The 21,165-nt window shown below is 63.9% G+C and carries 22 protein-coding genes; 10 read left to right on the top strand and 12 right to left on the bottom strand.

What is annotated here, in order from left to right; genetic code table 11:
* Positions 1 to 170 precede the first annotated feature (170 nt).
* The gene (gene recG, locus J3L12_RS03595) at positions 171 to 2,555 is read left to right on the top strand and encodes an ATP-dependent DNA helicase RecG (RefSeq protein WP_208013672.1); all 2,385 of its coding nucleotides are present in this window, start codon (positions 171 to 173) and stop codon (positions 2,553 to 2,555) included.
* 111 nt (positions 2,556 to 2,666) lie between these two features.
* Positions 2,667 to 2,915: a hypothetical protein gene (locus J3L12_RS03590; RefSeq protein ID WP_208013671.1), complete on the top strand. Its 249-nt coding sequence runs from the start codon at positions 2,667 to 2,669 to the stop codon at positions 2,913 to 2,915.
* A 202-nt stretch (positions 2,916 to 3,117) separates the two neighbouring features.
* On the opposite strand, the gene J3L12_RS03585 is transcribed toward J3L12_RS03590, so the two are convergent.
* Positions 3,118 to 4,122: a serine hydrolase domain-containing protein gene (locus J3L12_RS03585; protein WP_208013670.1), complete on the bottom strand. Its 1,005-nt coding sequence runs from the start codon at positions 4,120 to 4,122 to the stop codon at positions 3,118 to 3,120.
* A 73-nt stretch (positions 4,123 to 4,195) separates the two neighbouring features.
* Between J3L12_RS03585 and J3L12_RS03580 the strand changes: the two genes are divergently transcribed.
* Positions 4,196 to 4,759, top strand: a complete 564-nt coding sequence (locus J3L12_RS03580) for a GNAT family N-acetyltransferase (RefSeq protein WP_208013669.1) — start codon at positions 4,196 to 4,198, stop codon at positions 4,757 to 4,759.
* 116 nt (positions 4,760 to 4,875) lie between these two features.
* On the opposite strand, the gene J3L12_RS03575 is transcribed toward J3L12_RS03580, so the two are convergent.
* From J3L12_RS03575 to J3L12_RS03550, 6 genes are all read right to left on the bottom strand, one after another.
* Positions 4,876 to 6,000, bottom strand: coding sequence for a cytochrome P450 (locus J3L12_RS03575; RefSeq protein ID WP_347708826.1), 1,125 nt, complete (start codon positions 5,998 to 6,000; stop codon positions 4,876 to 4,878).
* Positions 6,001 to 6,017: 17 nt separating this feature from the next.
* On the bottom strand, positions 6,018 to 7,379 hold the full coding sequence (locus J3L12_RS03570) for an NAD(P)/FAD-dependent oxidoreductase (RefSeq protein WP_208013667.1): 1,362 nt from the start codon (positions 7,377 to 7,379) through the stop codon (positions 6,018 to 6,020).
* Positions 7,376 to 8,464 (bottom strand): glycosyltransferase family 2 protein, encoded by a 1,089-nt coding sequence (locus J3L12_RS03565; RefSeq protein WP_208013666.1) that lies wholly within the window; start codon positions 8,462 to 8,464, stop codon positions 7,376 to 7,378. The genes J3L12_RS03570 and J3L12_RS03565 overlap by 4 nt, the downstream gene beginning before the upstream one ends.
* 63 nt (positions 8,465 to 8,527) lie before the next feature.
* Positions 8,528 to 9,196: a lysophospholipid acyltransferase family protein gene (locus tag J3L12_RS03560; RefSeq protein WP_208013665.1), complete on the bottom strand. Its 669-nt coding sequence runs from the start codon at positions 9,194 to 9,196 to the stop codon at positions 8,528 to 8,530.
* Positions 9,197 to 9,521: 325 nt separating this feature from the next.
* Positions 9,522 to 10,679 carry a carotenoid biosynthesis protein gene (locus J3L12_RS16885; protein WP_347708825.1) on the bottom strand — a complete coding sequence of 386 codons (1,158 nt, stop codon included), beginning with the start codon at positions 10,677 to 10,679 and terminating at the stop codon, positions 9,522 to 9,524.
* 2 nt (positions 10,680 to 10,681) lie between these two features.
* A complete protein-coding gene (locus J3L12_RS03550) occupies positions 10,682 to 11,869 on the bottom strand; it encodes a lycopene cyclase family protein (RefSeq protein ID WP_208013664.1) in 1,188 nt (395 codons plus the stop codon).
* Positions 11,870 to 12,036: 167 nt separating this feature from the next.
* Between J3L12_RS03550 and J3L12_RS03545 the strand changes: the two genes are divergently transcribed.
* Together J3L12_RS03545 and J3L12_RS03540 are read left to right on the top strand one after the other, a co-directional pair.
* Entirely contained in the window at positions 12,037 to 12,309 is a 273-nt protein-coding gene (locus tag J3L12_RS03545; protein WP_208013663.1) for a type II toxin-antitoxin system Phd/YefM family antitoxin, read from the top strand.
* Positions 12,296 to 12,583: a hypothetical protein gene (locus tag J3L12_RS03540; RefSeq protein WP_208013662.1), complete on the top strand. Its 288-nt coding sequence runs from the start codon at positions 12,296 to 12,298 to the stop codon at positions 12,581 to 12,583. The genes J3L12_RS03545 and J3L12_RS03540 overlap by 14 nt, the downstream gene beginning before the upstream one ends.
* A gap of 9 nt (positions 12,584 to 12,592) precedes the next feature.
* Here the strand turns inward: J3L12_RS03540 and J3L12_RS03535 are convergent, their stop codons facing one another.
* The 3 genes from J3L12_RS03535 to J3L12_RS03525 all read right to left on the bottom strand — a co-directional run bounded on the left by J3L12_RS03535 (position 12,593) and on the right by J3L12_RS03525 (position 15,742).
* A complete protein-coding gene (locus J3L12_RS03535) occupies positions 12,593 to 14,125 on the bottom strand; it encodes an NAD(P)/FAD-dependent oxidoreductase (protein ID WP_208013661.1) in 1,533 nt (510 codons plus the stop codon).
* Between the two features lie 84 nt (positions 14,126 to 14,209).
* Positions 14,210 to 15,037: a phytoene/squalene synthase family protein gene (locus J3L12_RS03530; RefSeq protein ID WP_208013660.1), complete on the bottom strand. Its 828-nt coding sequence runs from the start codon at positions 15,035 to 15,037 to the stop codon at positions 14,210 to 14,212.
* Positions 15,038 to 15,076: 39 nt separating this feature from the next.
* A complete protein-coding gene (locus J3L12_RS03525; protein ID WP_208013659.1) occupies positions 15,077 to 15,742 on the bottom strand; it encodes a methyltransferase domain-containing protein in 666 nt (221 codons plus the stop codon).
* Positions 15,743 to 15,860: 118 nt separating this feature from the next.
* Between J3L12_RS03525 and J3L12_RS03520 the strand changes: the two genes are divergently transcribed.
* From J3L12_RS03520 to J3L12_RS03500, 5 genes are all read left to right on the top strand, one after another.
* The gene (locus tag J3L12_RS03520) at positions 15,861 to 16,742 is read left to right on the top strand and encodes a MerR family transcriptional regulator (protein WP_208013658.1); all 882 of its coding nucleotides are present in this window, start codon (positions 15,861 to 15,863) and stop codon (positions 16,740 to 16,742) included.
* A 93-nt stretch (positions 16,743 to 16,835) separates the two neighbouring features.
* A complete protein-coding gene (locus J3L12_RS03515; protein ID WP_208013657.1) occupies positions 16,836 to 17,426 on the top strand; it encodes a cyclic nucleotide-binding domain-containing protein in 591 nt (196 codons plus the stop codon).
* A 7-nt stretch (positions 17,427 to 17,433) separates the two neighbouring features.
* Positions 17,434 to 18,333, top strand: coding sequence for a complex I NDUFA9 subunit family protein (locus J3L12_RS03510; protein ID WP_208013656.1), 900 nt, complete (start codon positions 17,434 to 17,436; stop codon positions 18,331 to 18,333).
* A 77-nt stretch (positions 18,334 to 18,410) separates the two neighbouring features.
* A complete protein-coding gene (locus J3L12_RS03505; RefSeq protein ID WP_243454885.1) occupies positions 18,411 to 18,653 on the top strand; it encodes a hypothetical protein in 243 nt (80 codons plus the stop codon).
* A 166-nt stretch (positions 18,654 to 18,819) separates the two neighbouring features.
* On the top strand, positions 18,820 to 19,671 hold the full coding sequence (locus J3L12_RS03500) for a DNA-formamidopyrimidine glycosylase (RefSeq protein ID WP_208013655.1): 852 nt from the start codon (positions 18,820 to 18,822) through the stop codon (positions 19,669 to 19,671).
* Here J3L12_RS03500 and J3L12_RS03495 read toward each other — a convergent pair.
* The gene (locus J3L12_RS03495; RefSeq protein ID WP_208013654.1) at positions 19,668 to 20,000 is read right to left on the bottom strand and encodes a hypothetical protein; all 333 of its coding nucleotides are present in this window, start codon (positions 19,998 to 20,000) and stop codon (positions 19,668 to 19,670) included. The genes J3L12_RS03500 and J3L12_RS03495 overlap by 4 nt on opposite strands.
* 57 nt (positions 20,001 to 20,057) lie before the next feature.
* The gene (locus J3L12_RS03490; protein WP_208013653.1) at positions 20,058 to 21,005 is read right to left on the bottom strand and encodes a YafY family protein; all 948 of its coding nucleotides are present in this window, start codon (positions 21,003 to 21,005) and stop codon (positions 20,058 to 20,060) included.
* Positions 21,006 to 21,165: the final 160 nt, after the last annotated feature.

Below are 21,165 nucleotides of genomic sequence, written 5' to 3'. Positions count from 1 at the left end.
TTGGCTACTGGGATGATTGAAAATCACACGGGTATTGCGCCCGGAGCATGATTTTCTAGCGCAGTCTGGATTCATCTCTAAACCTTATACAAGCGCAACTTGGCTGCCCCAAACCGCAAAGTTAGCGGTTTGGCCTGGGTACAATGTAGCTGTTATTTGACGAGGAAGCCGTGACCCGCGAAGAACTCAAAGCCCGCTTGCTCCGCCCCCTGCAGCGCGAACTCGCCGATGGCGCTCAGGATCGGGTGGTGGCGGGGGGTTTGGAAAGGCTCCTGGAGAACCTGGGCCAGCCCTTTCCCGAGGTGCGCCGGATGCTGGCCGGCTACCGACAGATGGAGCCCGAGGCCCGCAAAACCCAGCTCCAAAAGGCCATTGCGCTGCTGGGGGGAATAGGAGGGGACAGGGCACAGGGGTCAGGGGTCAGGGGTCAGGGGTTAGGGGACAGGAGCCCGTTAACAGAAAACCCCCGTTCTACCCCCCTTCACTTCGACACCCCCCTCGAGGCCCTGAACCTGGGGCCGGGCAGCAAAAAAAAGCTGGCCGAGCTGGGCCTTCGGGTGCTGCGCGACCTGCTCCACTACTACCCCCGCCGCTACGAAGACCGCCGCACCTTGCAAAGTGTGCGCGACGTGGAAGACGGCACCAAGGCTACCGTGGTGGGCAAGGTGCTGAGCCGGGAGCTGGTCAAGACCCCCAGAAAAGGACTGCAACTGGTGCAGGTGCGCTTTATGGACGGGTGGGGCTGGAAGTTTACCGGGGTCTGGTTCAACCAGCCTTGGGTGCTCAAGCAGATGTCCGAAGGGGCCAGCATCGTGCTCTCGGGACGGGTGCAAAAGCGCGGGGGCCACATCTCGCTCATGGTGGAATACTTCGAGGACGAAGGCGGCGAATCCCTCTCCACCGGGCGCATCGTGCCGGTGTATCCCGCCAAAGAGGGCATTGGACAGGCTTTCCTGCGCCGGGCGGTCTGGCGGGCTCTGGAGGCTTTCACCGCCATACCCGACCCCCTCGAGCCCTACCGGCGGGGACAGGGGGCCGCAAACCGGGCCCTGCAAACCGGCGCCCTGACCCTGGACGAAGCCCTGCGCCAGGCCCACTTCCCCGATTCGGAGGCGAAGCTCGAGCAAGCCCTCTACCGGCTCAAGTTCGACGAGTTTTTGCTGCTGGAGCTCAAGGTGATGATTCAGTCGGGCGGCTCGGCCCTGCTGGGCCGGATGTTCCGGGTAACCCCCGAGATGGTCGAGCGCTTCCGCTCCACCCTGCCCTTTCGCCTGACCCGCGCACAGGAGCGAGTGCTGAACGAGATACTCGAAGACATGCAGTCCGAGCGGCAGATGGCCCGGCTGGTGCAGGGGGATGTGGGTTCGGGCAAGACCGCCGTGGCCGCCGCCGCCCTTTATGTGGCTGCCCAGAACGGCGCCCAGGGGGCCCTGATGGCCCCCACCGAGATTCTGGCCAAGCAGCACTTCGACAACCTGACCCGCTACCTTTACCCGCTGGGGGTCTCGGTGGATCTGCTGGTGGGCTCCATGACCGGAAGCGAGAAGCGGGCCGTGCAGGAGCGGCTCCAGAGCGGCCAAACCCAGGTGGTGGTGGGCACCCATGCCCTCATCCAGGACGGGGTGGCGTTCCGCGATCTGGGCCTGGCGGTGATAGACGAGGAGCACCGCTTTGGGGTCTTGCAACGCCGCCGGCTCCTGGGCCAGCGGCCCGATGTGCTGGTGATGTCGGCCACCCCCATTCCGCGTTCGCTGGCCCTGACCCTGTACGGCGACCTCGAGGTCTCCCAGATTGACGAGCTGCCCCCAGGCCGCACCCCCATCCAGACCAAAATCCTCACCCAGAAAACCCGCACCCAGGCTTACGCCTTTGCCCGGCAGGAAATCCAGAAAGGCCACCAGGTGTTTGTGGTCACGCCCATGATTGAGGAGGGCGAGTCGGAGGCCACCGCCGAGCTGGCCGCCGCCACCCAGCTGCGGGAGGAGCTCGAGACGCTTCTGCCGGATGTACGCATAGACCTGCTCCACGGCAAGATGAAGCCCGACGAAAAGGACGCCGTGATGGAGCGCTTCAAACAGGGGGCCTTCGACCTCTTGGTCTCGACCACCGTGATTGAGGTGGGGGTGGACATCCCCCAGGCTACTCTGATGATCATCGAAAACGCCGAGCGCTTCGGGCTGGCCCAGCTTCACCAGTTGCGCGGGCGGGTGGGGCGGGGAGGGCTCGAGTCCTACTGCATCCTGATTGCGGGTGAAACCTCCAAGCGCACCATGCAGCGCCTGCGGGTCATCGAGGAATCCACCGACGGCTTCTATATTGCCGAGCAAGACCTGAAGCTGCGCGGCCCCGGCGAACTGCGGGGGGTGCGCCAGTCGGGTATGCCCGACCTGCGGCTCGGCGACCTGGCCTCCGACCAGGCCATCATCGAGGAGAGCCGGGCGCTGGCCAGGGCCATTCTGGAAGCCGACCCCTACCTGGATAACCCTGAACACGCCCTCCTGAAGCGCGAGCTTCAAGCCCGGGCCGAGGCCATTGGTTTCCGCGAGGTGATTTGATGAGCGTATTACCTGAACTGAGCCAGATTTGTGCGGTGTGATGTTCCAGCAGAACCCACCCCTCTGCACACGTAAACCCGTCCTCCAACCGAACTGCGGTAGCATAGCCCTATGACCTGGGTGTGGGTGGTGGCGCTCTTGGGGCTTCTGGTGTTGTTAGGTGCTGTGGTGTACTACTTGAGCAAACGAAACCCGCCCAGCAACCACCCAGCCTCAGATTCCCGTAATTCTCAGCCGCACAACCCTTCGGTGTTTGTGGATATGGACGACAAACCGCCCATGGAGATTGACTTCGATGCCGGCATCAAAGCCAGCCAGCGGGCCCTGTCCAAAAACCCCAGCAAAGACGAAGCCTCTTGAGGTTCTGTCAGCGCCACACTGACCCCACGCTGACCAAGCCAACCTACCCTTGAAATGTGGAAAGTTTACTGGCCGCACTGCTTTTGTTGGTAGTCGCCTTGCCCGTGGTAGCGCTGGTCTGGCGGGGGATTCTCGAGAACAGCCCGGCAGATGAAGTGCTGGACTGAGCAGGGCAGGTTTTTGCCCAACCTCTCATTCTCAATCAGCCCTTCCACGCTGCGGCGATGGCGTTCCCGACTGCCCGCCGCAACTCCAGGATGCCGGTTTCCCGGTGTCGGCTGGGGTGCACCCGGTTGGTCAGCAAAACCCAGGCATAACCCCGCTCAAAATCCATCCAGACGCCGGTTCCGGTAAAGCCCGTGTGGCCCAGGGTCTGGCGGCTACACAGGCTGCCGCCGCTGTAGGGGGGGTATGGAATCAGCCAGCCCAGGGCTCGCTCGGCGTGCTGGGGGCGACGCATCTCCGCCAGGGCTGCCGGGGAAAGCACCTCGCCCTTCATCAGGCGGTGGACATAGGCCAGAATCCCCCGCAGGCTACCGAAAAGCCCTGCGTGTCCGGTGGCACCCCCCAGGGCAAAGCAGTTCTCGTCGTGTACTTCGCCTTGCAAGATGCGCCCACGCCAGGGGTCTTGCTCGGTTGCGGCGCAGTCGTCGGGGTGGGTGGGATTGAAGCAAAACCCCTCTGGAAGCGCGAAACGGGTCAGGTTCTGGCCTCGGACGCGCTCGAGCACCAGCCCCAGCAAGATGTAGCCGATGTCCGAGTAGAGGTGGGCACCCACCGGCCCCACCTCCCAGCGGTGTTGCAAAACCCGGTGTTTGAGGGTATGGGCCTCGCCGCCCCAGGTATAGATGGCCTCCCAGGCTGGCAGGCCCGAGACGTGGGTGAGCAGTTGGCGCAGGGTGCGACGGGGCAACTCCGAGCCTTGCATCCAGGCCATCTCGGGCAGAAAGCGCGAAAGCGGGTCGTCCAGGTCGGCCAATCCCTCCTCCACCAGGCGGAGTATCTGGGGCACAGTAAAGAGCACCTTGGTCAGGCTGGCCAGGTCGAACAGCGTGTCGGGGTCTACCGCACCCGGTTTGTGCAGATGCTTCACACCCGCGCAAAACATCTCCGTGGAACCGTCCAGATGCACCACCCCCAGCGCGGCCCCTGGAATCCGGCCCGATTCCACGGCATCTCTGGCAATTTGTGCGGCTTGCTCGAGCATGACCCATTCAGTCTATACCGCAATCCTGCCCGCCCAAACCATTGTCCCGTGGGCTTTGCCGTATGCTAAAAAGGTGACGCTCAGCAACACCTGGCCCCGCCACGGGAAAGTCACCCTCAAGCCCTTCACCGAAACCCTCACCGAAACGGAGTGGCGGCGGTTTTACGAGTGCTTCCGCGACCCCGAAATTGCCGAGTGGAACGGCAGCCGTCCGCTCAAAATGCCCCTCTGGCTCTTCAAGCGGGTGGTGATGGGCGAGGTCAGCCGGGGCGACCGCATGGGGTTTGGCATTCTGGACGAAAAGGGCGAGTGGCTGGGCACGGTGGAGCTCTACGAAATGACCCGCACCGAGGCCACCCTGGGTATTCTGATCGGGGCCAAAAACCGCTGGGGGCAGGGCTACGGCACCGACGCGGTCAAGGCGGTGCTGGAATACGCCTTCTGCACCCTGCGGCTGCAAAAGGTCAAGCTGCGCACCTACAAGCACAACCTGCGCGCCCAACGGGCCTTCGAGAAAGCGGGTTTTCGGCACGTGCCCACCCCGCCAGCACCCACCCCTCGCTTCAACTTTGGGCTGGCCCCCAAATCCGAGTTTGTGCCGATGGAAATAACCCGGGAAGATTGGGAGTGTTTTTGAGGCTTTGTACCCCTATCCCAAACCTATTACCAACTCTGCGCGTGAGCGGCGCTAAACGCGCCCCTCACTTGCCGCGCCAGGGGGCGCGTACGAGGGACTTGTATATCGCTTTTGTGTCACTTCTGGGCAGATTTGGTATATCCCCTGGGGCGCAACCATAGCGCCCCCCTGGGCGCCAGGGTCAGGCCGGGTCTGGGCTGGGGGTCACCCTGGAGGGGCTCGAGCGGCCCCAATAGCGAAAGGGCGATCTCCAACACCATCTGGGCGAAGTGCATCCCCAGGCAGGTGCGCTCCCCCCCGCCAAAGGGTAGGTAGCCCCAGGCCGGAATGCGCCCCTGGAAGCGCGACGGGTCGAAGACCAGGGGCCTTTCCCACAGGTCGGGGTGGCGGTGGGTCAGGTAGGGGCTGTAGAGAACCAGGGCACCTCTGGGGATGAAGTACCCCTCGAACTTTAGCCCCCTCACCACCCTGCGGCTCCCGATAAAACCGGGCGGGTACAGGCGCAGGGTCTCCTTGACGAGCAGGGCATGGCCTGCCGGGTGGTGCCAGTCGGGATAATGCGCGGCGTGCCAGAGCGCCCAGACCAGGGTGTGGGCGGTGGTATCGTAGCCTGCTGCCAGCCCGATCAGCACTTCGTCGGCGGGCAGATGGCCCGCCAGGCCATACCCGGCAGCCTGCATCTCCCCTACCCGCCGCCGAACCCGCGCAAACAGCAGCGGGCGCGGCAGCAGGGGGGCCGGAAAGGGCTTTTTGAGGGGGGCCAGAAACCGGGCCAGCTCCCCTTGGGGAAACCGGCCTTCAAAGTAGGCCACGTTCAGGCTGGTCTGCGCAACCTGGGAGGCCCAGGCGTTGGCCTCAAACTCGCCCCTGGGTTGTATTTCTTCCAGGGCGGCCCGAATTCGCCCTTCCAGGCCCACCAGCGCTTTGGCGTGAAAATAGGGGTTCAGCTCCTGGCGCCGGGGCTTGTGCGCCGGGGCGTCGGTGGTGATGATGCCGCCGTTCAGGTAGGGGGTCAGGCTGGAAAAACTGCCTTTGGAGCGGAAGGTTTCCAGGTCGGTGAGCAACCTTTTATTCCATTCGGGGCTATAGCCCACCACGGCCTTGCGGCCCAGGCCCAAACCGAAAACCGGCCCCAGGGCCGCCCCTTCCTCTAGCAGCGCCAGCGGCTCACCGGCCCAGCGCGGCAGATGGGCCAGAGGACCCCAGGGATAGCCTCTGGGCTGCGGCAGGGGCCGCCCCACAGCCACCCCCTCGAGCCTCAAGCGAACCCTCCCCTCTGCCCCGAGGCTCTGCTCAAAAGCCAACCCGCCCCGTTCCAACCCGAGAGCATGGAGAGCGGCACCCCTCCTCCCGGGTGTACGGTGCCGCCCACCTGCACCAGATTCCGCAGACCCGCCACCGCCCAGCCGGGGCGCAGCGCCCCCAGCAACCCGTGCGGAGCCCGCCCGTACAACGCACCCCGGTAGGCCGTGCGACTGTAGTCCACCGGGCTCAGCGCCCGCCACGCTCGAATGGGAAGGGGGTGTAGCCGGGCTAGCTTCTGGAGCAAGTGCTCGGCGTAAGCCTGGCTTTCAGGCGGGCTCGAGGTGCCTGGCGGCAAAGGGGGCGCATTGACCAGCATGAAGGCGGTGTCGCCGTCGGTGTGCAGGTAGAGGGTGGGATCCTGGGGCCAGCGCCCGGCGGCAATCTGGTTCCACTCGGCGTGGTAGTCCGCCGAAAAATAGATGAAATGACCCAGCGGCACGGCCTCGGAGAGCTTCATCAGCACGGCAAACCCCGAGACCCCCAGGGCCTCCTGGGGTACCGGCAGGCCGAGCCACCCCAGGGTGAAGTGCCGATCCGCCGCCGATACATACAGGTCGGCGCTGTGCCAGCCCTGATCGGTTTGCAGGGCCCCCACCCGCCCCGGCAGGTGTTGCATCTGGAGCAGCTTGTGCCCGAACAAAAACTCGACCCCCTGGGCCCGGGCCAGTGCGTAGAGTTGCTGGGCCAGCGCCCGCATCCCGCCCGGCAGGTGAAACACCCCCAGCCCCAGCTCCACCCAGGCGATGTTGTGCAGCACCGCCGGGGCCCGGTAGGGGTTGGCGCCCAGGTAGGTGGCAAAGCGCAGGAAAAAAGGGGTCAGGTAGGGGCCCGACTGCACCAGGGCCGAGAGGGGTTGCAGGGGGTGGGCCTTCACACCCTCGCGCAAGCCGTACTGCAGGAGTCGGAAAACCTGTGGGGGCGGGCCAAAAATGAAGGTCTCCCGGGCCCCTTCGTACATCGTACGGGCCTGGTCCAGCAAGCGCCGGTAATCGCGGGCTTCCTGGGCCGAAAGCTGGGCCAGGGTGGCCCCTAGCTCGAGCTCAGGGGCAAAGACCCGGCCATCGGGCCAGGCATAGCGGGTGAGGGGGGAAACAGGTTTGAGCCCGGGTAACTCGTGCCCAAAGGCACCCAGAATCTGGCGGGGAATTTCGGGCAGCGTAAGCACCGTGGGGCCGGTGGGCACGCCCTCCCAGCCGATGGCCTTGCCGCCCGGCTGGTCAAACTGCTCCAGCACCGTTACTTCCAGCCCGGCCCTACGGAGCCGCAAGGCTGCGGCCAGCCCGGCAAAACCCGCCCCCACCACCATGGCCTTCATCGGGTATATTCTCGCCCTTTCCAGGTGTATCTTTTTTGCCCAGAGCGCAAATAGATGGGCGTGCTGAAAAGCGGAGCCAGCGGTACCAGCACCCACTCCCACCCTTCGCGCCCAGTCTTGAGGCCCAGCAACAAGCGCTCCAGGAGCCCCAGACCACCCACCCAGAGCCACCCCGGCTCGAGCAGGGCCAGCGGCCAGCACAGCGTGTAGGCCGTCAGGTGGCCCAGGTACGAGAGGGCCAGCAACACCCGGCTCTTCCCGTGGAACTCGATCAGGTTCTTGCCCAGCCCCTCGATAATTTCTGCGAAGCTCCGGTACATCCGCACCGCGACCAGCCCGCCCCCCAGGGCTACTGCCAGGCGTTCGCCGGCAGCCTTGGTCTTCTGGGCCAGGCGTACGTCCTCGAGCACCTCCCCCCGCACCGCCGCATGGCCCCCCGCAGACAGGTAGGCCTGTCGCGTAAAGGCCATCACCTGCCCGTTGGCCGCCGCCGCCGAAGGGAAGGGCGTAGCGATGAGCGGATAAGGCAGGTAGCACAGCAGCACATCGTCAATCAGGGGCAAAAGTACCCGCTCGGCCAGGCTGGGGGTAATCTGGCGAGGGTAGACCGAGACCAGCCCGGCGCGCTCCCGCTCCATCCGGGCCAGCACCGCCCGCACCCCGTGCTTGCGCCAGTACACGTCGGCATCGCTGAAGAGCAGTACCTCCCCCTGGGCGGCCTGGGCCAGTTGAAAGCAGGCCCAGGTCTTGCCCATCCAGCCCTCGGGTTTGGGCAGGCCCGGCAAGAGGCGCACCCGGGCGTCCTGGCGGCTGAACGCTTCGACCACCTGGGCCGTGCCATCGGTGGAGTGGTCGTCCAGCACCAGAATCTCCTGCACCCCTTGCAGGAGCATCCCCGGCAGGGTCTCGCGCAAGTTGTGGGCCTCGTTGCGGGCGGGCACCAGGAGCGAGACCGTGGGGCGTGGGCCCCGCAACTTTTCCCGCCGCAACACCGGAAAAAACCCCAGGTTGAGGAGGAGAATGCCGAGCTTCAGGCCCAGCCAGGCCAGGACTGTGTAGAGGACGTAATCGAGGAGAGCGGGCATAGGGGTCAGGGGTCGAGGGGTCAACTAGCGGTCAACCATCGGCCTTGTTTGAGCTTTCGGCTTTCAGCGTCCTCCCGTCAGTTTACCCAGCGCCGCCCCCCAGCCCGCCATGCGCTCGTGGGTGCTCTGGCGCCCGGCGATACGTCGCTCGAAGCCGGGCAGGGGTTCCTCGGCGGGGGCGGTGCGAATCTGGTGGTCCAGCTCGGTGAGCATCTGTTCTAGCTGCAGACGCAGCCGGTTCAGGTCGGGCCCCAGGGGTTCGCCGAACACCAGGTAAGCCTCGGCAAACTCGTGCCCGCGCAGGGCAACCCTCGAGGCCACCGGCACCACCGGCACCCCTGCCCTCTCGGCAAACCAGACCACCCCTTTGTTCAGCTCACCCAGCGCCCCCGGAGGCCGCAGCTCACCTTCCGGAAAAACGATCAGTACCTCGCCGTGCGCCAGGGCCCGCAGGCCCTCACGGGGCCTGGCCGCCGAGACCGTGTCGAGGTGGCGAAAAAAAGCGAACTCGCGCAGGCGACGCTCCCCCACCACAATTTTGAAAGGCCGTCGGGCGTTCCAGAACAAAACCGGCAGCAGATAGCTATCCCACCAGGAATGGTGGTTGCTCGCCAGCACAAAAGCCCCCTCCGGCAGCGCACCTCGCACCCATACCCCCCGCAACCCCCGCCGCACCGAACGCCCAAACAGCACCCGGAAGAAGGCGGCCAGCAATCGTTCCCAGGGTCGCATAACGGTTACACCCTACCAGGGCCAACCGCCGAAGGTCGAGGGGGTAGTGCAGCGAGAGAGGCTCTTATCATTTGCATGGACATCGTTTTTGCAACCCCTCACCCGTCGACACCGGGTTACCGTTAGAGACGTTTTATTCGGCAAAATCAGTACCAAACTGGCCGGTGTCGCCACCCTCTCCCGCAAGGGGAGAGGGTAAGGGGAAAACGATATAAGGCTTGTGCGGCGAGAGCGGTCGTAGGCCTCGAGCCGAGTGGCTTTCGGCCTTCAGCTTCAGGTACTGCAAGGGTGAGCACGGCCCGTTTCGCTTCCTTCATTGCGCCGGCTATCGGCTATCGGCTATCCGCCCGAATCTCTCCCCCGCCCATCCGCGCAGATATTCACTCCAGGCCAGCAGATTCATGGCCAGGCCACACACCAAAGCCGCCGGCCACAGGCCAAACAGGGCCAGCCCTACCGGAATAAACAGGGCCTCGAGGCGGTACGCCCAGCCAAAAGACCGGTTCCGGTGCAACCCGGGCCCCAGCCGACCATACATCCAGGAAATCACAAAACCCACCGCAAACCAGGCCAGGTAGTTCTGCAAAGGTGCGCCGTACCAGAGGGGGTGGGGATCCTGCCAAGTCCAGTAGCCCTTGGCAGGCATCAGGGCTTCCAGGCCCAGATCCCAGGCCACCACCAGAAGCCCGGTCAGCCAGGGCCGCCCCCCGGCCAGCCCATGCGCCGAGAGCACCAGGGAAAACCAGCCCAGCGGCACGATGAGGGGCACGCCCAGCACGGTGGGCGGCGGGGCCCCCTGGTAGGTGTAGAGCCCAAAGGGCAGGCCGGTTTTGCTGCCCAAAAGCTCCACCCCCAAGCCCAGGGCAAAGGCCAGGCCAAACAGCAGGCCAATCCGGGCCCCTATCTGCGTGAAGCCCCACCACAGCGCGGCCAGACTGATGAGCGACATCTGCACCAGGCTAATCAGGGCAAAGCCCTCGAGCCACAGCGGCACCGGAATCCGCACCAGCACCGCCAGGGCCAGGAGCACCATCCAGGGCTTCAGGTGGGTTTGCAGCCACCGGAGCCGTGCCAGGGCCTCGGGCTGCCGCAAAAGCCAGAGCGCCTGCGCCGCCACGGTTGCCGATAGCAGCGCCCAGACCCCCAGCTCGACCCGGCCCCCCGCCAACCAGGAGAGCCCCCCGCCCATCAGCAAAGCCCCCCCCGCTACCACGGCCAGCGTTCGGCGGAGAGCCCAGAGCAGGTCGCCACCCCAGACCGCCAGCACCGCCAGCCCACAGCCCCACACCGCCAGGGCCGCGCCCAATAGCCCATTCCAGCCCAGCACCAGCAGCACCGCACCCAGGAGGGCCAGGCCCATGCCGCCCAGGCCCCCCAGCCAGCGCAGCCAGGCCGGGCCGGCTATAGAACCCTGTGGCCGCAGCCAGGCCAGGCCGCCCCAGGCCAGCAAAAGCATCCCCAGCGTAAGCAACAAAATGTCCACCGCTACCCTCGCCTGGGGGCCACCCGGCCCGGCTCCCGCCTGCCTAGGCGCCGCCCGATGACCTCGAGCGTCGCCTCCACAAAGGCCGGTATGTCCACACTGGCCATAATTTGCAAATCCTGGAGAAGGCCAGTCTCTTCGTCCAAAAAGCGCAGCACCCGCTCGGGGGGGTTTTTGCGGAAGAGGTCGCTAAAAACCTGCTTGCCGGGGCTGCGCTCTTTTTCCAGGACGTTCAAAAGCACGCTGTCCATGAAGGCGTGTCGGTTGAAGGCGGGCTCCGGGTAAAAGGGCTGCCCGGTCTGGCGGAGCGCTTGGGCAATGCGGCGCGACTCCTTCAGAATGCGCCGGAAGGTGTAGCCGGTCGAGGCTTTGGTGCGGCCCCCGGCCATGCCGATATTGATTATGTGGGCGCTTTGTCGGCGGGGAAAGGGGGCATCGGTCATGGGGATGATGCCAAACTCGCTCTCGAGGATTTCGTAGCTTCCCAGGCCCAGAATACCCTCGAGGTACTCGCGCAGGCCCGCATCGTAGGCTTCCGGGGCCAGCAGCTCGGGCGAGAACAGGGTGTACTCCACCAGCGCGGTCTGGGCATCGAAGGGCAGGACATACGCAAACCGCACCGCCCCCTGCTGCGCCACCCGGAAGTCCATAAAGGTGGCCGCCTCTGTATCGAACACTGTCCCGGGGGTCTTGACCACCCAGCCCTTGAAGTGCTGGAGCAGGTAGTGATAGCGGGGGTTCCGGGGGGGCGGTTGGTACAGGCTGCTGAAGGCCCACCGGCCCCGGAAGGTCTGCCCCTCGAGCCCCACCTCTACCCCTCCCTCCCGTTCCACGATGTGCGAGATTTCGCCGTATCGAACGGTAATGTTGGGTTGCTCCGCAACCCACCGGTTCATGAACGCGTAAAAGTCCAGCCCCCGGATCATCTTGTAGGCGTAGGGGGCAATCTCCAGTCGCCTGGAAATCCCTTCACCGTGAAACCAGATTTGGTTCCACTTGCGAAACACCACGCGCTCGAAGGGGCCCTCCCCCACTTCCCAGAAGCACCAGGTGCGGTCGTTGGCGGTCTTGGGCGCCCGGTCGAGCAACAAAATACGCTGTTCATGCAAGCCGGCCTCTATCAGGTGGTAGGCCAGGCTCAGGCCCGCCGCGCCCGCTCCGGCAATGATGTAGTCGTAAAGCTCGCTCACCTTGTACCAGGCTACGCCCCCACAGCAGGCCCGGACTAGCCGAGATTACAAAGCCGGACAATGCCCCTGCACAAACTCTGGTTGCAACCCCTCCTTGCACCGAAGCCTGGCAATGCAACGTCGTTTTTCTCAACATGGTTTTGTACATAAAGGTGTACACTAGATTTGTGATCAAGATTCAAAATCCCCAGGAAGATATCGTCCCCTTGACCGATTTTCGCAACAACCTGGCCAAAATTATGCAGCGCATCCGCGAGCGCAAAAGCCCGGTGCTGCTAACCCAGAGCGGACGGGCTGCTGCGGTAATCATGAGCATCGAGGCATATCAGGAACTGATCAGCAACTACGAGGCGGCTCGGCAGGCAGTGGACAGCTTGATGGAGCTGGCGCAGGGTGAACACCCAGCCTTTGAGGGAGTCCGGCCCCGTGCGAAGCGTTGAGTGGGCCACCGGGGCGGAAGAACAACGTGACTCTCTTCGTCTCGAGCTGAGCCCAAAGCGCCTCGAGCGCTTCGAGGCCGCGCTGAATCGAACCCTCGAGCATATCCAGATGTTTGAGGAATCGGCCCCCATCGCCCCCATCAGCAGATCTGGACGCAGCGATGTTCGTCAAGCGGTCTTCGGCGAAGGCTACCGCCTGATTTACATCATTCTGCCGGAGCATCTGCTGATTTTGAGCCTGCTGCCACCGGGTTCCAACCAGGCCCTGGATTGAAGGGTCTCTTTAGACCCGCTTCCGGCTCAAATCCCTGAGCAGCACGCGGGCTGCGTTGCGCCCGCTAGCCCCCATAATGCCCCCGCCCGGATGGGTGCTGGCCCCGGTCAGGTAGAGCCCCTTCACGCCGGGGAAGCGGTACTCGTGGGCCCCCAGCCAGGGGCGGAACATGAACATCTGGTCGGGGGTCATCTCCAGGTGCATCACGTTGCCGCTGGGCATGGCAAACTCGTTTTCCAGCCAGAGCGGCGTCTGGATCAGCTCGGCCACAATCTTGCGGCGGATCTCGGGGTCGAAGCGCTCAAAGCTCCGGATTACCCCTTCGCGGGCCTCCTGGGCCCGGGTTTCCCAGCTTCCCGAGGCCAGCCGGTAGGGGTAGTACTGGGCCCACAGCCAGAGCGTCTCGCCCCCTGGTGGGGCCAGGGTGGGGTCCACCGCGCTAAAGCTCATGGCAATCAGGGGCGGGTCGCGGGTGGGCTCGCCCGAAAGGTAGTCGCCGTAGGCCCGGTTCAGTTGCAGCTCATCGGTGATGAAAAGCCCCAGGCCAATGCGCGATTCATCGCCGGGGTGGGTCTGGTAGCGCAGTTTCTCAGAGAGGCCCAGCCGCAGAATCAGGCCGAAGCCGTTGCCCACCCGCAGGCCCCTGGCCACCTCGGGGGTTCGGTCGGGGGGCAGCAGACCCAGGGTTTTCTGGATATGCGCCCCGGCCACCACTGCCCGGGCGCTCACGCTCTGGCCATCCTGCAAGCGGATACCCACGGCTTTTGAACCCTCGAGCACTATCTGCGTGACCGGGCTCTCCAGGTGTACCCGCCCCCCTTTGGCCTCGAGGGCCCGCACCAGCGCCTGCGACAGCCCCCCCGAGCCCCCTCGGGGCCGGGCCACCCCGCCCACATGATAAAGCGGGTGCCAGAGCAAAAACGGCGACGAGAGCGGGTCGGAAGGGGGCGGGCCGGACTGCGCCGCCATCCAGACCAGGGGGGCCCGCACCCGCTCCTCGCTGAAGTACTCCCGCGCCACGTCGCCATAGGGGCGCAGAATCTGCGGCAGCCGCTTCTGCCAGTCGCGCCCAAAGCCCGCCCCCCAGATCATCTTCTGCCCCAGGTTGAGGGGGCTGGGCGAAGCCAGGAACGCCTCTTTGACAGCCTGGCCAAAGGGCATCCAGTCGCGCATGAAGCGGCGGTAGGCCGCCCCCTGGCCGGGGTAGCGCTCGTCCAGCTCTGCCGCCGTGCGCTCGGGGTCGCGCCAGACAAACCAGCTCTCTTTGGCGTCGGAGGCGTGAAAGAGGGGGTCGAGCTCGAGGTACTCCAGCCCGTGCTGGTACAACTCCAGTTCGTCCGGGATGGGGGTCAGGCGAATCAAAATATGCGCACTGCCCCCCAGGTCGAAGCGGAAGCCCTCGTGGTCTATGGTCGAGACCGCCCCGCCCGGCACCTTGCGCCGCTCAAACACCCCCACCCGGTACCCTGCCTGGGCCAGGTAGGCCGCCGTCACCAGCGCGTTGTGCCCCGCGCCCACAACTACCACGTCAAAATCCGGCATACCGGCAGCATCATACGCCAGTGGTCGGCGGGGCCGTCTGTTGGCAACCGCTAATTCCCTGGCTTTTCATCCCACGATCAAGCCCTACGCGCCCCGCAGCCAGATGGCCTTGGGCAGGAGCATCACCCGCTCGTAGGTGGAAAGCGAGGCCCGCCTCGAGAGGTTGTCCCAGCCCATCAGCTCGAGCTTGTCCAGAATGCCCTGGTATTGCAGGGCGGCCAGGGCAATGGCCCCGCGCCCGGTCTGGAGGTATTTGAGGCCCCCCAGGCCCTCGCGGTAGAGCCGGCGGGCCTCGGCAGCCAGTTCGCGCATCAAGGCCACGTAGCGCGGGCTGATACAGCCCTGGCGCAGGTCTTCGATGGACACCTCGTGCTTGTGCATCAGCTCGGCGGGCAGATACACCCGCCCCAGCGCCAGGTCTTCGCCCACGTCACGCAAGCAGTTGGTAAGCTGCATGGCCTGGCCCAGCTTGATGGCCGCCCCGCGGCCTGCTTCCCCTGCGCCGCCAATGGGCGCGATCATCAAACCCACCGTGCCGGCCACCCGGTAGCAGTAGGCGTATAGCTCGTCCAGGGTTTCCAGGCGCACCGGGTTTAGGTCGGCCAGAAAGCCCTCTTTCATGTCGGCAAAGGCTTGATGGGGAATCTCCCAGCGCTCCAGGGCCCAGGCCAGGGCCACTTCCCAGTCTTCTCTGGGCATCCCGGCGTAGGCCCGTTCGATGCCGGCCCACCATTCGTTCAAATCGGCCAGCGGGTTGGTCGACTCATCCACGGCGTCGTCCCCAATGCGGCAAGCCGCATACACGGCCCAGGCGCCCTTGCGGGCCTCGCCCTTGAACAGCAAGCTACCGTAATAAAACGTGGCCGAGTGGCGACGGATAATTTCCGATACCGCTTGCCAGTTGGGTTCCATGCTGGTCTCCTGTCTCTCCCGTATGGGCCTACTATGCGTCTACTGACGGGTTGGGACTTTTGTCCCTGTCACAAATCCTACCGACCCCTCTCGCCAACCTTCCACCCTGAAACCCTTTGCGCGAAGCACTGTTAGTAAATCAACCAGGTCTGGAAAACGCAACCCGCTCCACTCTAACAACCGCTGAACAAAGCTTCCAGAACGATGGCTAAACATAATCCAGAGCCGCCCGCCCGGCTTAAGCACCCTGTACATCTCGTCCACCACCGACTGGGGATGGGGGAATTCGTTCCAACTGCCCCCCACCACCACCCCATCCACCGAGACATCGGGCAAGGGAATGGCCTCGGCACGGGCCAGCAAGGGTACGAAACCGGCATCTCCCCCGGCCTTCTGGAGCGCCACTTTGAGCATGGTTGGCGACAGGTCGAGGGCGTAAGCCCTGGCCGCCCCAGCCTCGAGCAAAGCCCTTGCATACAGGCCCGTAGAAGTGCCCAGATCCAAAAAGGTCAGGCCGGCCACGGGTTGAACCGCTCTGACCATCAGGCCTAGCTCCTCCTCGAGGGGAAAGGGTCTTCCGGCCAGCAGCGAGAGAGCTCGCTTGCGCCAGATCTCATAGCCGTAGGCCGTAATGGGCCAGAGGTTGGTTCGAGCGGCCAGTGTAAGGGGCAGGGGCTTTCTTTGATCAGGGATAGGTTTGTTCATGTTGAGTACGTCTTTCGGAGGCATTCCTAAACTTGTACATATTTTGCACAGTATTGGGTATATCCTTGACAAAACTTAGACAGTAGTGTAGCTTATTTTGTAACAAAGGGATTTACTTATGCGCAACGATCTAGGGGTTTACACCATCGCCGAAGTGGAGGAACGCACCAATCTGTCTTCTGCGCTCCTCCGCCAGTGGGAGCGGCGCTATGGTTTTCCCCGGCCCGAGCGCTCGCCGGGTGGACACAGGTTGTACAGCGAGACCGACCTCGAGGCCCTGCGACAGATCAAGCAATGGATTGCCGAGGGGGTAGCCCCCGCCCAGGCGGTCAGGCGCTACCTCGAGGGCCTGACCCAGGAAGGGCCCCGCCCCCCCGAAACCCTCTCGCTTGAGCTCGAGGAAGCCCTGCTTCACGCCGATACCGAAGCCGCCGAACGGATTCTATCGGAGGCTTACAAGCTCCACCCCATGGAGACCGTCATCATGGACGTCATCTCACCCTGCCTGCGCCGCATTGGGGATGGCTGGCACATCGGCCGGGTCAGCACCGCCCAGGAGCACTTTGCCAGCACCTACCTGCGCGGCTCCTTGCAGGGCCTGCTCAATCTGATGGGCGGTTCGCTGGGGCCCACCCTGGTGGTCTCGACCCTGCCGGGGGAGCAGCACGAGATCGGGAGCCTGATTACCGCATTGTTCCTGCGCCGAGCCGGCTACACCGTGCACTACCTGGGCCCCAATACCCCCCTGGCCGACCTCAAATCCTTCGCCGAGCGCACCGGGGCCAAAGCCATTGTGCTTTCTGCGGCCCAGCCGGTTTCCCTCGAGTCGCTTCCCCATCAGGCCCTCCGCCACCTGGCCCCACTGGTTGTGGTGGGCGGGCGCGCCGCCGCCAACGACCCCCGTTCGGTGGAACGGCTGGGTGCACGCTACATGGGCAACGACCCCCGGGAGCTGGCCGAGCTGCTCTCGGCAGCCCTGAAGGAGGCAGGCTTGTGGTAGGGCTGGGCTTTTCCAGGGGGGCGCTCCCTGTGGGGCAAAATCGTCGTCTTTCTGCCATGCTGCAATCTCGCAAGTCCTGTTCAAGGAGGCTTTATGAAAAAGGTGCGTAGAAAAGAAGTGATCTATCGGGCTGGCGACCGTGCGGAGGTGCTTTATCACCTCGAGCGCGGCCTGGTGCGCATCATCGAGATTCTGCCCGATGGACGCCAGCTCACCCTGCGTCACGTGCTGCCGGGTGATTACTTCGGGGAAGAAGCCCTTTCGGAGCGGCAGTACCGGTACACTGCCGAAGCCCTGACCGAGGCGGCTGCTTTTGCCGTGGATCCCAAAACCCTCTCCAACGACGACCTGCGGGCCCTGGCCGGAAGCCTGGCCAGCCAGATGGTACAGGTACAGGCCTACGAGACCCACCTTCAGTGGGGCGAACTGCGCAGCCGCATCTGCCGCTACCTGCTCTACCTGGCCGCCACCGCCGCCAAGGGCCAGGACGAACGCGGGGTTTACGTTACTGCCAGCCACGAAGAAATCGCCGACGCCACCGCTTCCACCCGTGAGTCGGTCAGCAAGCTGCTCTCCGACCTGCGCCACGAGGGCATCCTGGACACCGGCTATCGCAAAATTTACCTGGTAGACCGCAAGACCCTGGAGCTCGAGGCCGAAAGCCGGATGCTACAAGCCGTTTAGAGGGTTTATGAAGGTACTCATCGTCGGCGGCAGCGGCTATGTGGGCACCCACCTGGCGCGGCACCTGCTGGAGCAGGGCCACCAGGTTACGGTGGCCTCGAGGCGGGGCGAAGGCCCGCTTGCAGGGGTGCGCTACGTGATGGCCGATGCCGCCAAAGACGAGGGTCTGCTCGAGGCGGCCCAGGGCCAGGAAGCCCTGATCTACCTGGTGGGCATCATCCGCGAACGGGGCGACCAGACCTTCCGTCAGGCTCACGTGGAAGGGGTGCGCCACAGTTTGGCAGCAGCCAGGGCCGCGGGTATTCGACGTTTTGTACACATGTCGGCGCTGGGCACCGCCCGGGGTACCGGCAGCCGCTACTACGAGACCAAGGCCGAAGGTGAGGAGCTGGTACAGGCCTCCGGACTGGACTGGACCATTCTGCGCCCCAGCCTGATTTTCGGCCAGGGCGACGAGTTCTTTGGGGGCATTTTGAAAGGGCTGGTCACCGCCCCCATTCCCTTCATCCCCCAAATTGGCGATGGCAGCTTTGTGTTCCGCCCCATCTGGGTGGGCGATGTGGCCCTGGCTTTTGAACAGGCCCTGAGCCGCCCCCACACCCTTCACCGCAGTTACAACCTGGTGGGGCCCAAAGAGTACACCTTCCGCGAATTACTGCTGCTGGTGCGCGATACCCTGGGCTCTCGAAAACCCCTGCTGCCCATCCCGCTGGCGCTGATGGATCGGGTGGTTCCGCTCCTCTCTCCCCTGCCCATGAGCCCCATCACCCTGGATCAGTACCGGCAGCTCAAAATGGGCAATACCGCCGACCCCGCCCACATGCGCGGCGCTTTTTCCTTAGTGGAACGCTCCCTGGAAGTGGAGTTACCTGGAATCCTTACAACTAAACGGTTGGTTAGTGCTTAGTCTGGAATACTGTTGAAAAACACCCGCCGGCCTACCCTGAGAGCGTGATTGAGTCTGCTCGGCCTTATGTGTTGAAGATGAACACGCCCTCTGACCCCCTCAAGCGCTTCGAGGAAGCGATTCCGCACAGCCGCGAAGGCTTGCTCAAGCTATGGACGATGCTGGCTCCTAAGGTTCGCGCTGCCGATCCGGGGCGCTATTTTGCCGTACAGGAAGCCCTCGAGCAGGATATTCCCTTCCCGGTGCTGGTGCTGTATGTGTTCCGCGAATGCCGCCGGGCCCTAGAAGACAACCGCGCCCAGGAACGCGCTGCTGAGTAGAGCGTTACATCCAGCCTCCAAAGGGCTACAGAACACTGACCGTCTAGACGGGCGGCCATGTTTGTGAAGAGCACACATTTTCGATGCAAACTATCCGAGCACGCGGGCCAAACTGTGAGCCTGCGGCTGTTCCCTTTCCCCCAGCCCCGATACCCTGACCCCTGCAATGCCCGAACTCCCCGAAGTCGAGACCACCCGGCGTATCCTCGAGCCCTACCTGCTGGGCCAACGCATCCAAAAACTGCTGCACAACGACCCCGCCCGCTACCGCCGTACCGAACTGGCCGAAGGGCGTAAGGTGCTGGGCACCTCGCGCCGGGGCAAGTACCTGATATTACATCTGGACAAGCAGCTGGAAGCCATCGTGCACCTGGGCATGACCGGAGGCTTTCGCTTTGAGCCGAACCGGCACACCAGGCTCACCTTGCACTTGCCCAAACAGACCCTCTACTACACCGACCCCCGCCGCTTCGGGAAATGGTGGGTGGTGGAAGCAGGCGACTACCACGAGATTGACCTGCTCAACCGCATGGGGCCCGAACCGCTCTCGCAAGATTTCACCCTGGCCGGGTTCAGACAATCGCTCCTGCAAACCACTCGAAAAATCAAGGAAGTGCTGCTCTCGCAGGAAGCGGTGGCGGGGGTGGGCAACATCTACGCCGATGAGTCGCTGTGGATGAGCAAAATCCACCCCGAGCGCCCCGCCCGTTCGCTCACAACTGCCGAGGTTCGAAAACTCTTCGAGGCCGTCCGCGAGGTGATGGCGAAAGCGGTGGAGGCCGGGGGCTCGACCCTCTCAGACCAGAGCTATCAGCAGCCCGGCGGCGAACCTGGCTACTTCCAGTTCCACCACAACGCCTACGACCGCACCGGCCAGCCCTGTAAGCGCCCGGGCTGCAAAGGCACCATCGTCAAAAGGGTGGTAGGCGGGCGGGGAACGCACTTCTGCTCGAGGTGTCAGCGTCTTCAAGCGGCAGGTCGCGTAACAACTATCCAGCAGAAGCACCCGGATCCCTAGCGCCTGGGCTCCCCGGAGGCCAGAGGCAACTGCCCGCGCTCGGCCAGGGTGTGGGTCACAATCCAGGCTTCAGCCTCCTCGGGGGTTCTGACCCTGTACACTTCCTCGCCGGTGCGCTTGTCCAGGATGCCATAGGCCTTGCTGCCCTTGAGAGGCCTGTACTCGAAGGGGGCCGATTGGAGGAATGTTTCAAGGTCTACCCCATCGCCTAGCATCTGGCGAAACCACGCCTGCTGGGCTTTCTCGATGCGGCGATAGCCCCAGTAGTTAACCAGGCCAAACAGGGCAATGAGCGCGAAGAGCGCCAAAAAAACCACAACCCAGCTCATGACTTAAGCATAAACCCGGTGCAGTAATGTCAAATTTCGTCAAGCCACAGCCCGGGCTCACGGTTGGTATAACTCGAGCGCCATACCCAGGGTTTCAATCACCTGTTGGCGAAACTCGTGCGGTTCCAGTGCTTCCACCGCCGCCCCAGCCCCCAAGACCCATCCCAAAGCCTGCTCGAGGTACTCGAAGCGAAGGTGGGCTATCAGCCATCCATCGCCCACAGGTTCACTGTGCTCGAGCTGTCCCCAGTGGCTGGCGGGGTTGGTGCGGGCCAATACTTTCTGCAGAATTCGCACCTTGATTCGATAGGTGGGAATCTGGGCTCTGTATTCAGCGCGGGCCCGGCGCCAGTAGGCCTCGAGGTCGAAGTCGGCAGGGCGCAACGAGGGCTCGTCCAGGACTTTGGCCTCCTGGATTCTCGAAGCCCGGTACGAGCGCAGCTCACCTTGCCTGGAGGCAACCAGATACCACACGCTCCCCTTCACCACCAGGCCCAGCGGGTCAACGGTACGCTCGGCAGGTTTACCGCTTATCGGTTCGTAGACCAACCATAGCTTTCGATCTTGCCAGATCGCTTCCTGCAACACCGGCAGCAGGGGTACACTCTCCTGGTAACGCTGAATATCCACCAGGATGCGTTGGCGAGCGTACTCGGCCCCTTGGCGTTGGGTAGGAGGCAGGGCAGCCAACATCTTGATTAGTGCGTGTTCACCAGCCTTCCCCAGACCCAGGTCGTTCAGGAGTTGAGTGGGTTTGAGAGCGAACAGGGACATGATTTCCGGCTGGCTCAGGCCCGTCAGATTGGTTCGGTATTCCTCCAGCAGTCGCCATCCACCCTTGTTACCCCGCTCGGCGTAGACCGGCACCCCTGCCGCCGTGAGGGCTTCCATGTCACGGTGGATGGTGCGCGGCGAGACCTCGAGCCTCTTCGCCAACTCTGCGGTGGTGGCCTGCCCTCTGGTCTGCAACAACAGCAAAATCGAAACCAAACGATCCGCTCGCATACCTCAACCCTATTCCACCAATATGACAGAAGGTGACCTATAACCGGTCTAGGCTAGGTTGTGGAGGGGGCAATGGATCACTGCCAATACGTACTCTACACATATCTAGCTCAGAGAGCCCTACAAGAGCAGTTCGAAACTTCCGACCACCCCGAAACCT

The organism is Meiothermus sp. CFH 77666, from assembly GCF_017497985.1.
In the GTDB taxonomy this organism is placed as follows: Bacteria; Deinococcota; Deinococci; order Deinococcales; family Thermaceae; genus Meiothermus.
Note: the sequence above shows the minus strand (reverse complement) of the source record. Positions and strands in the feature narration are given on the sequence as shown.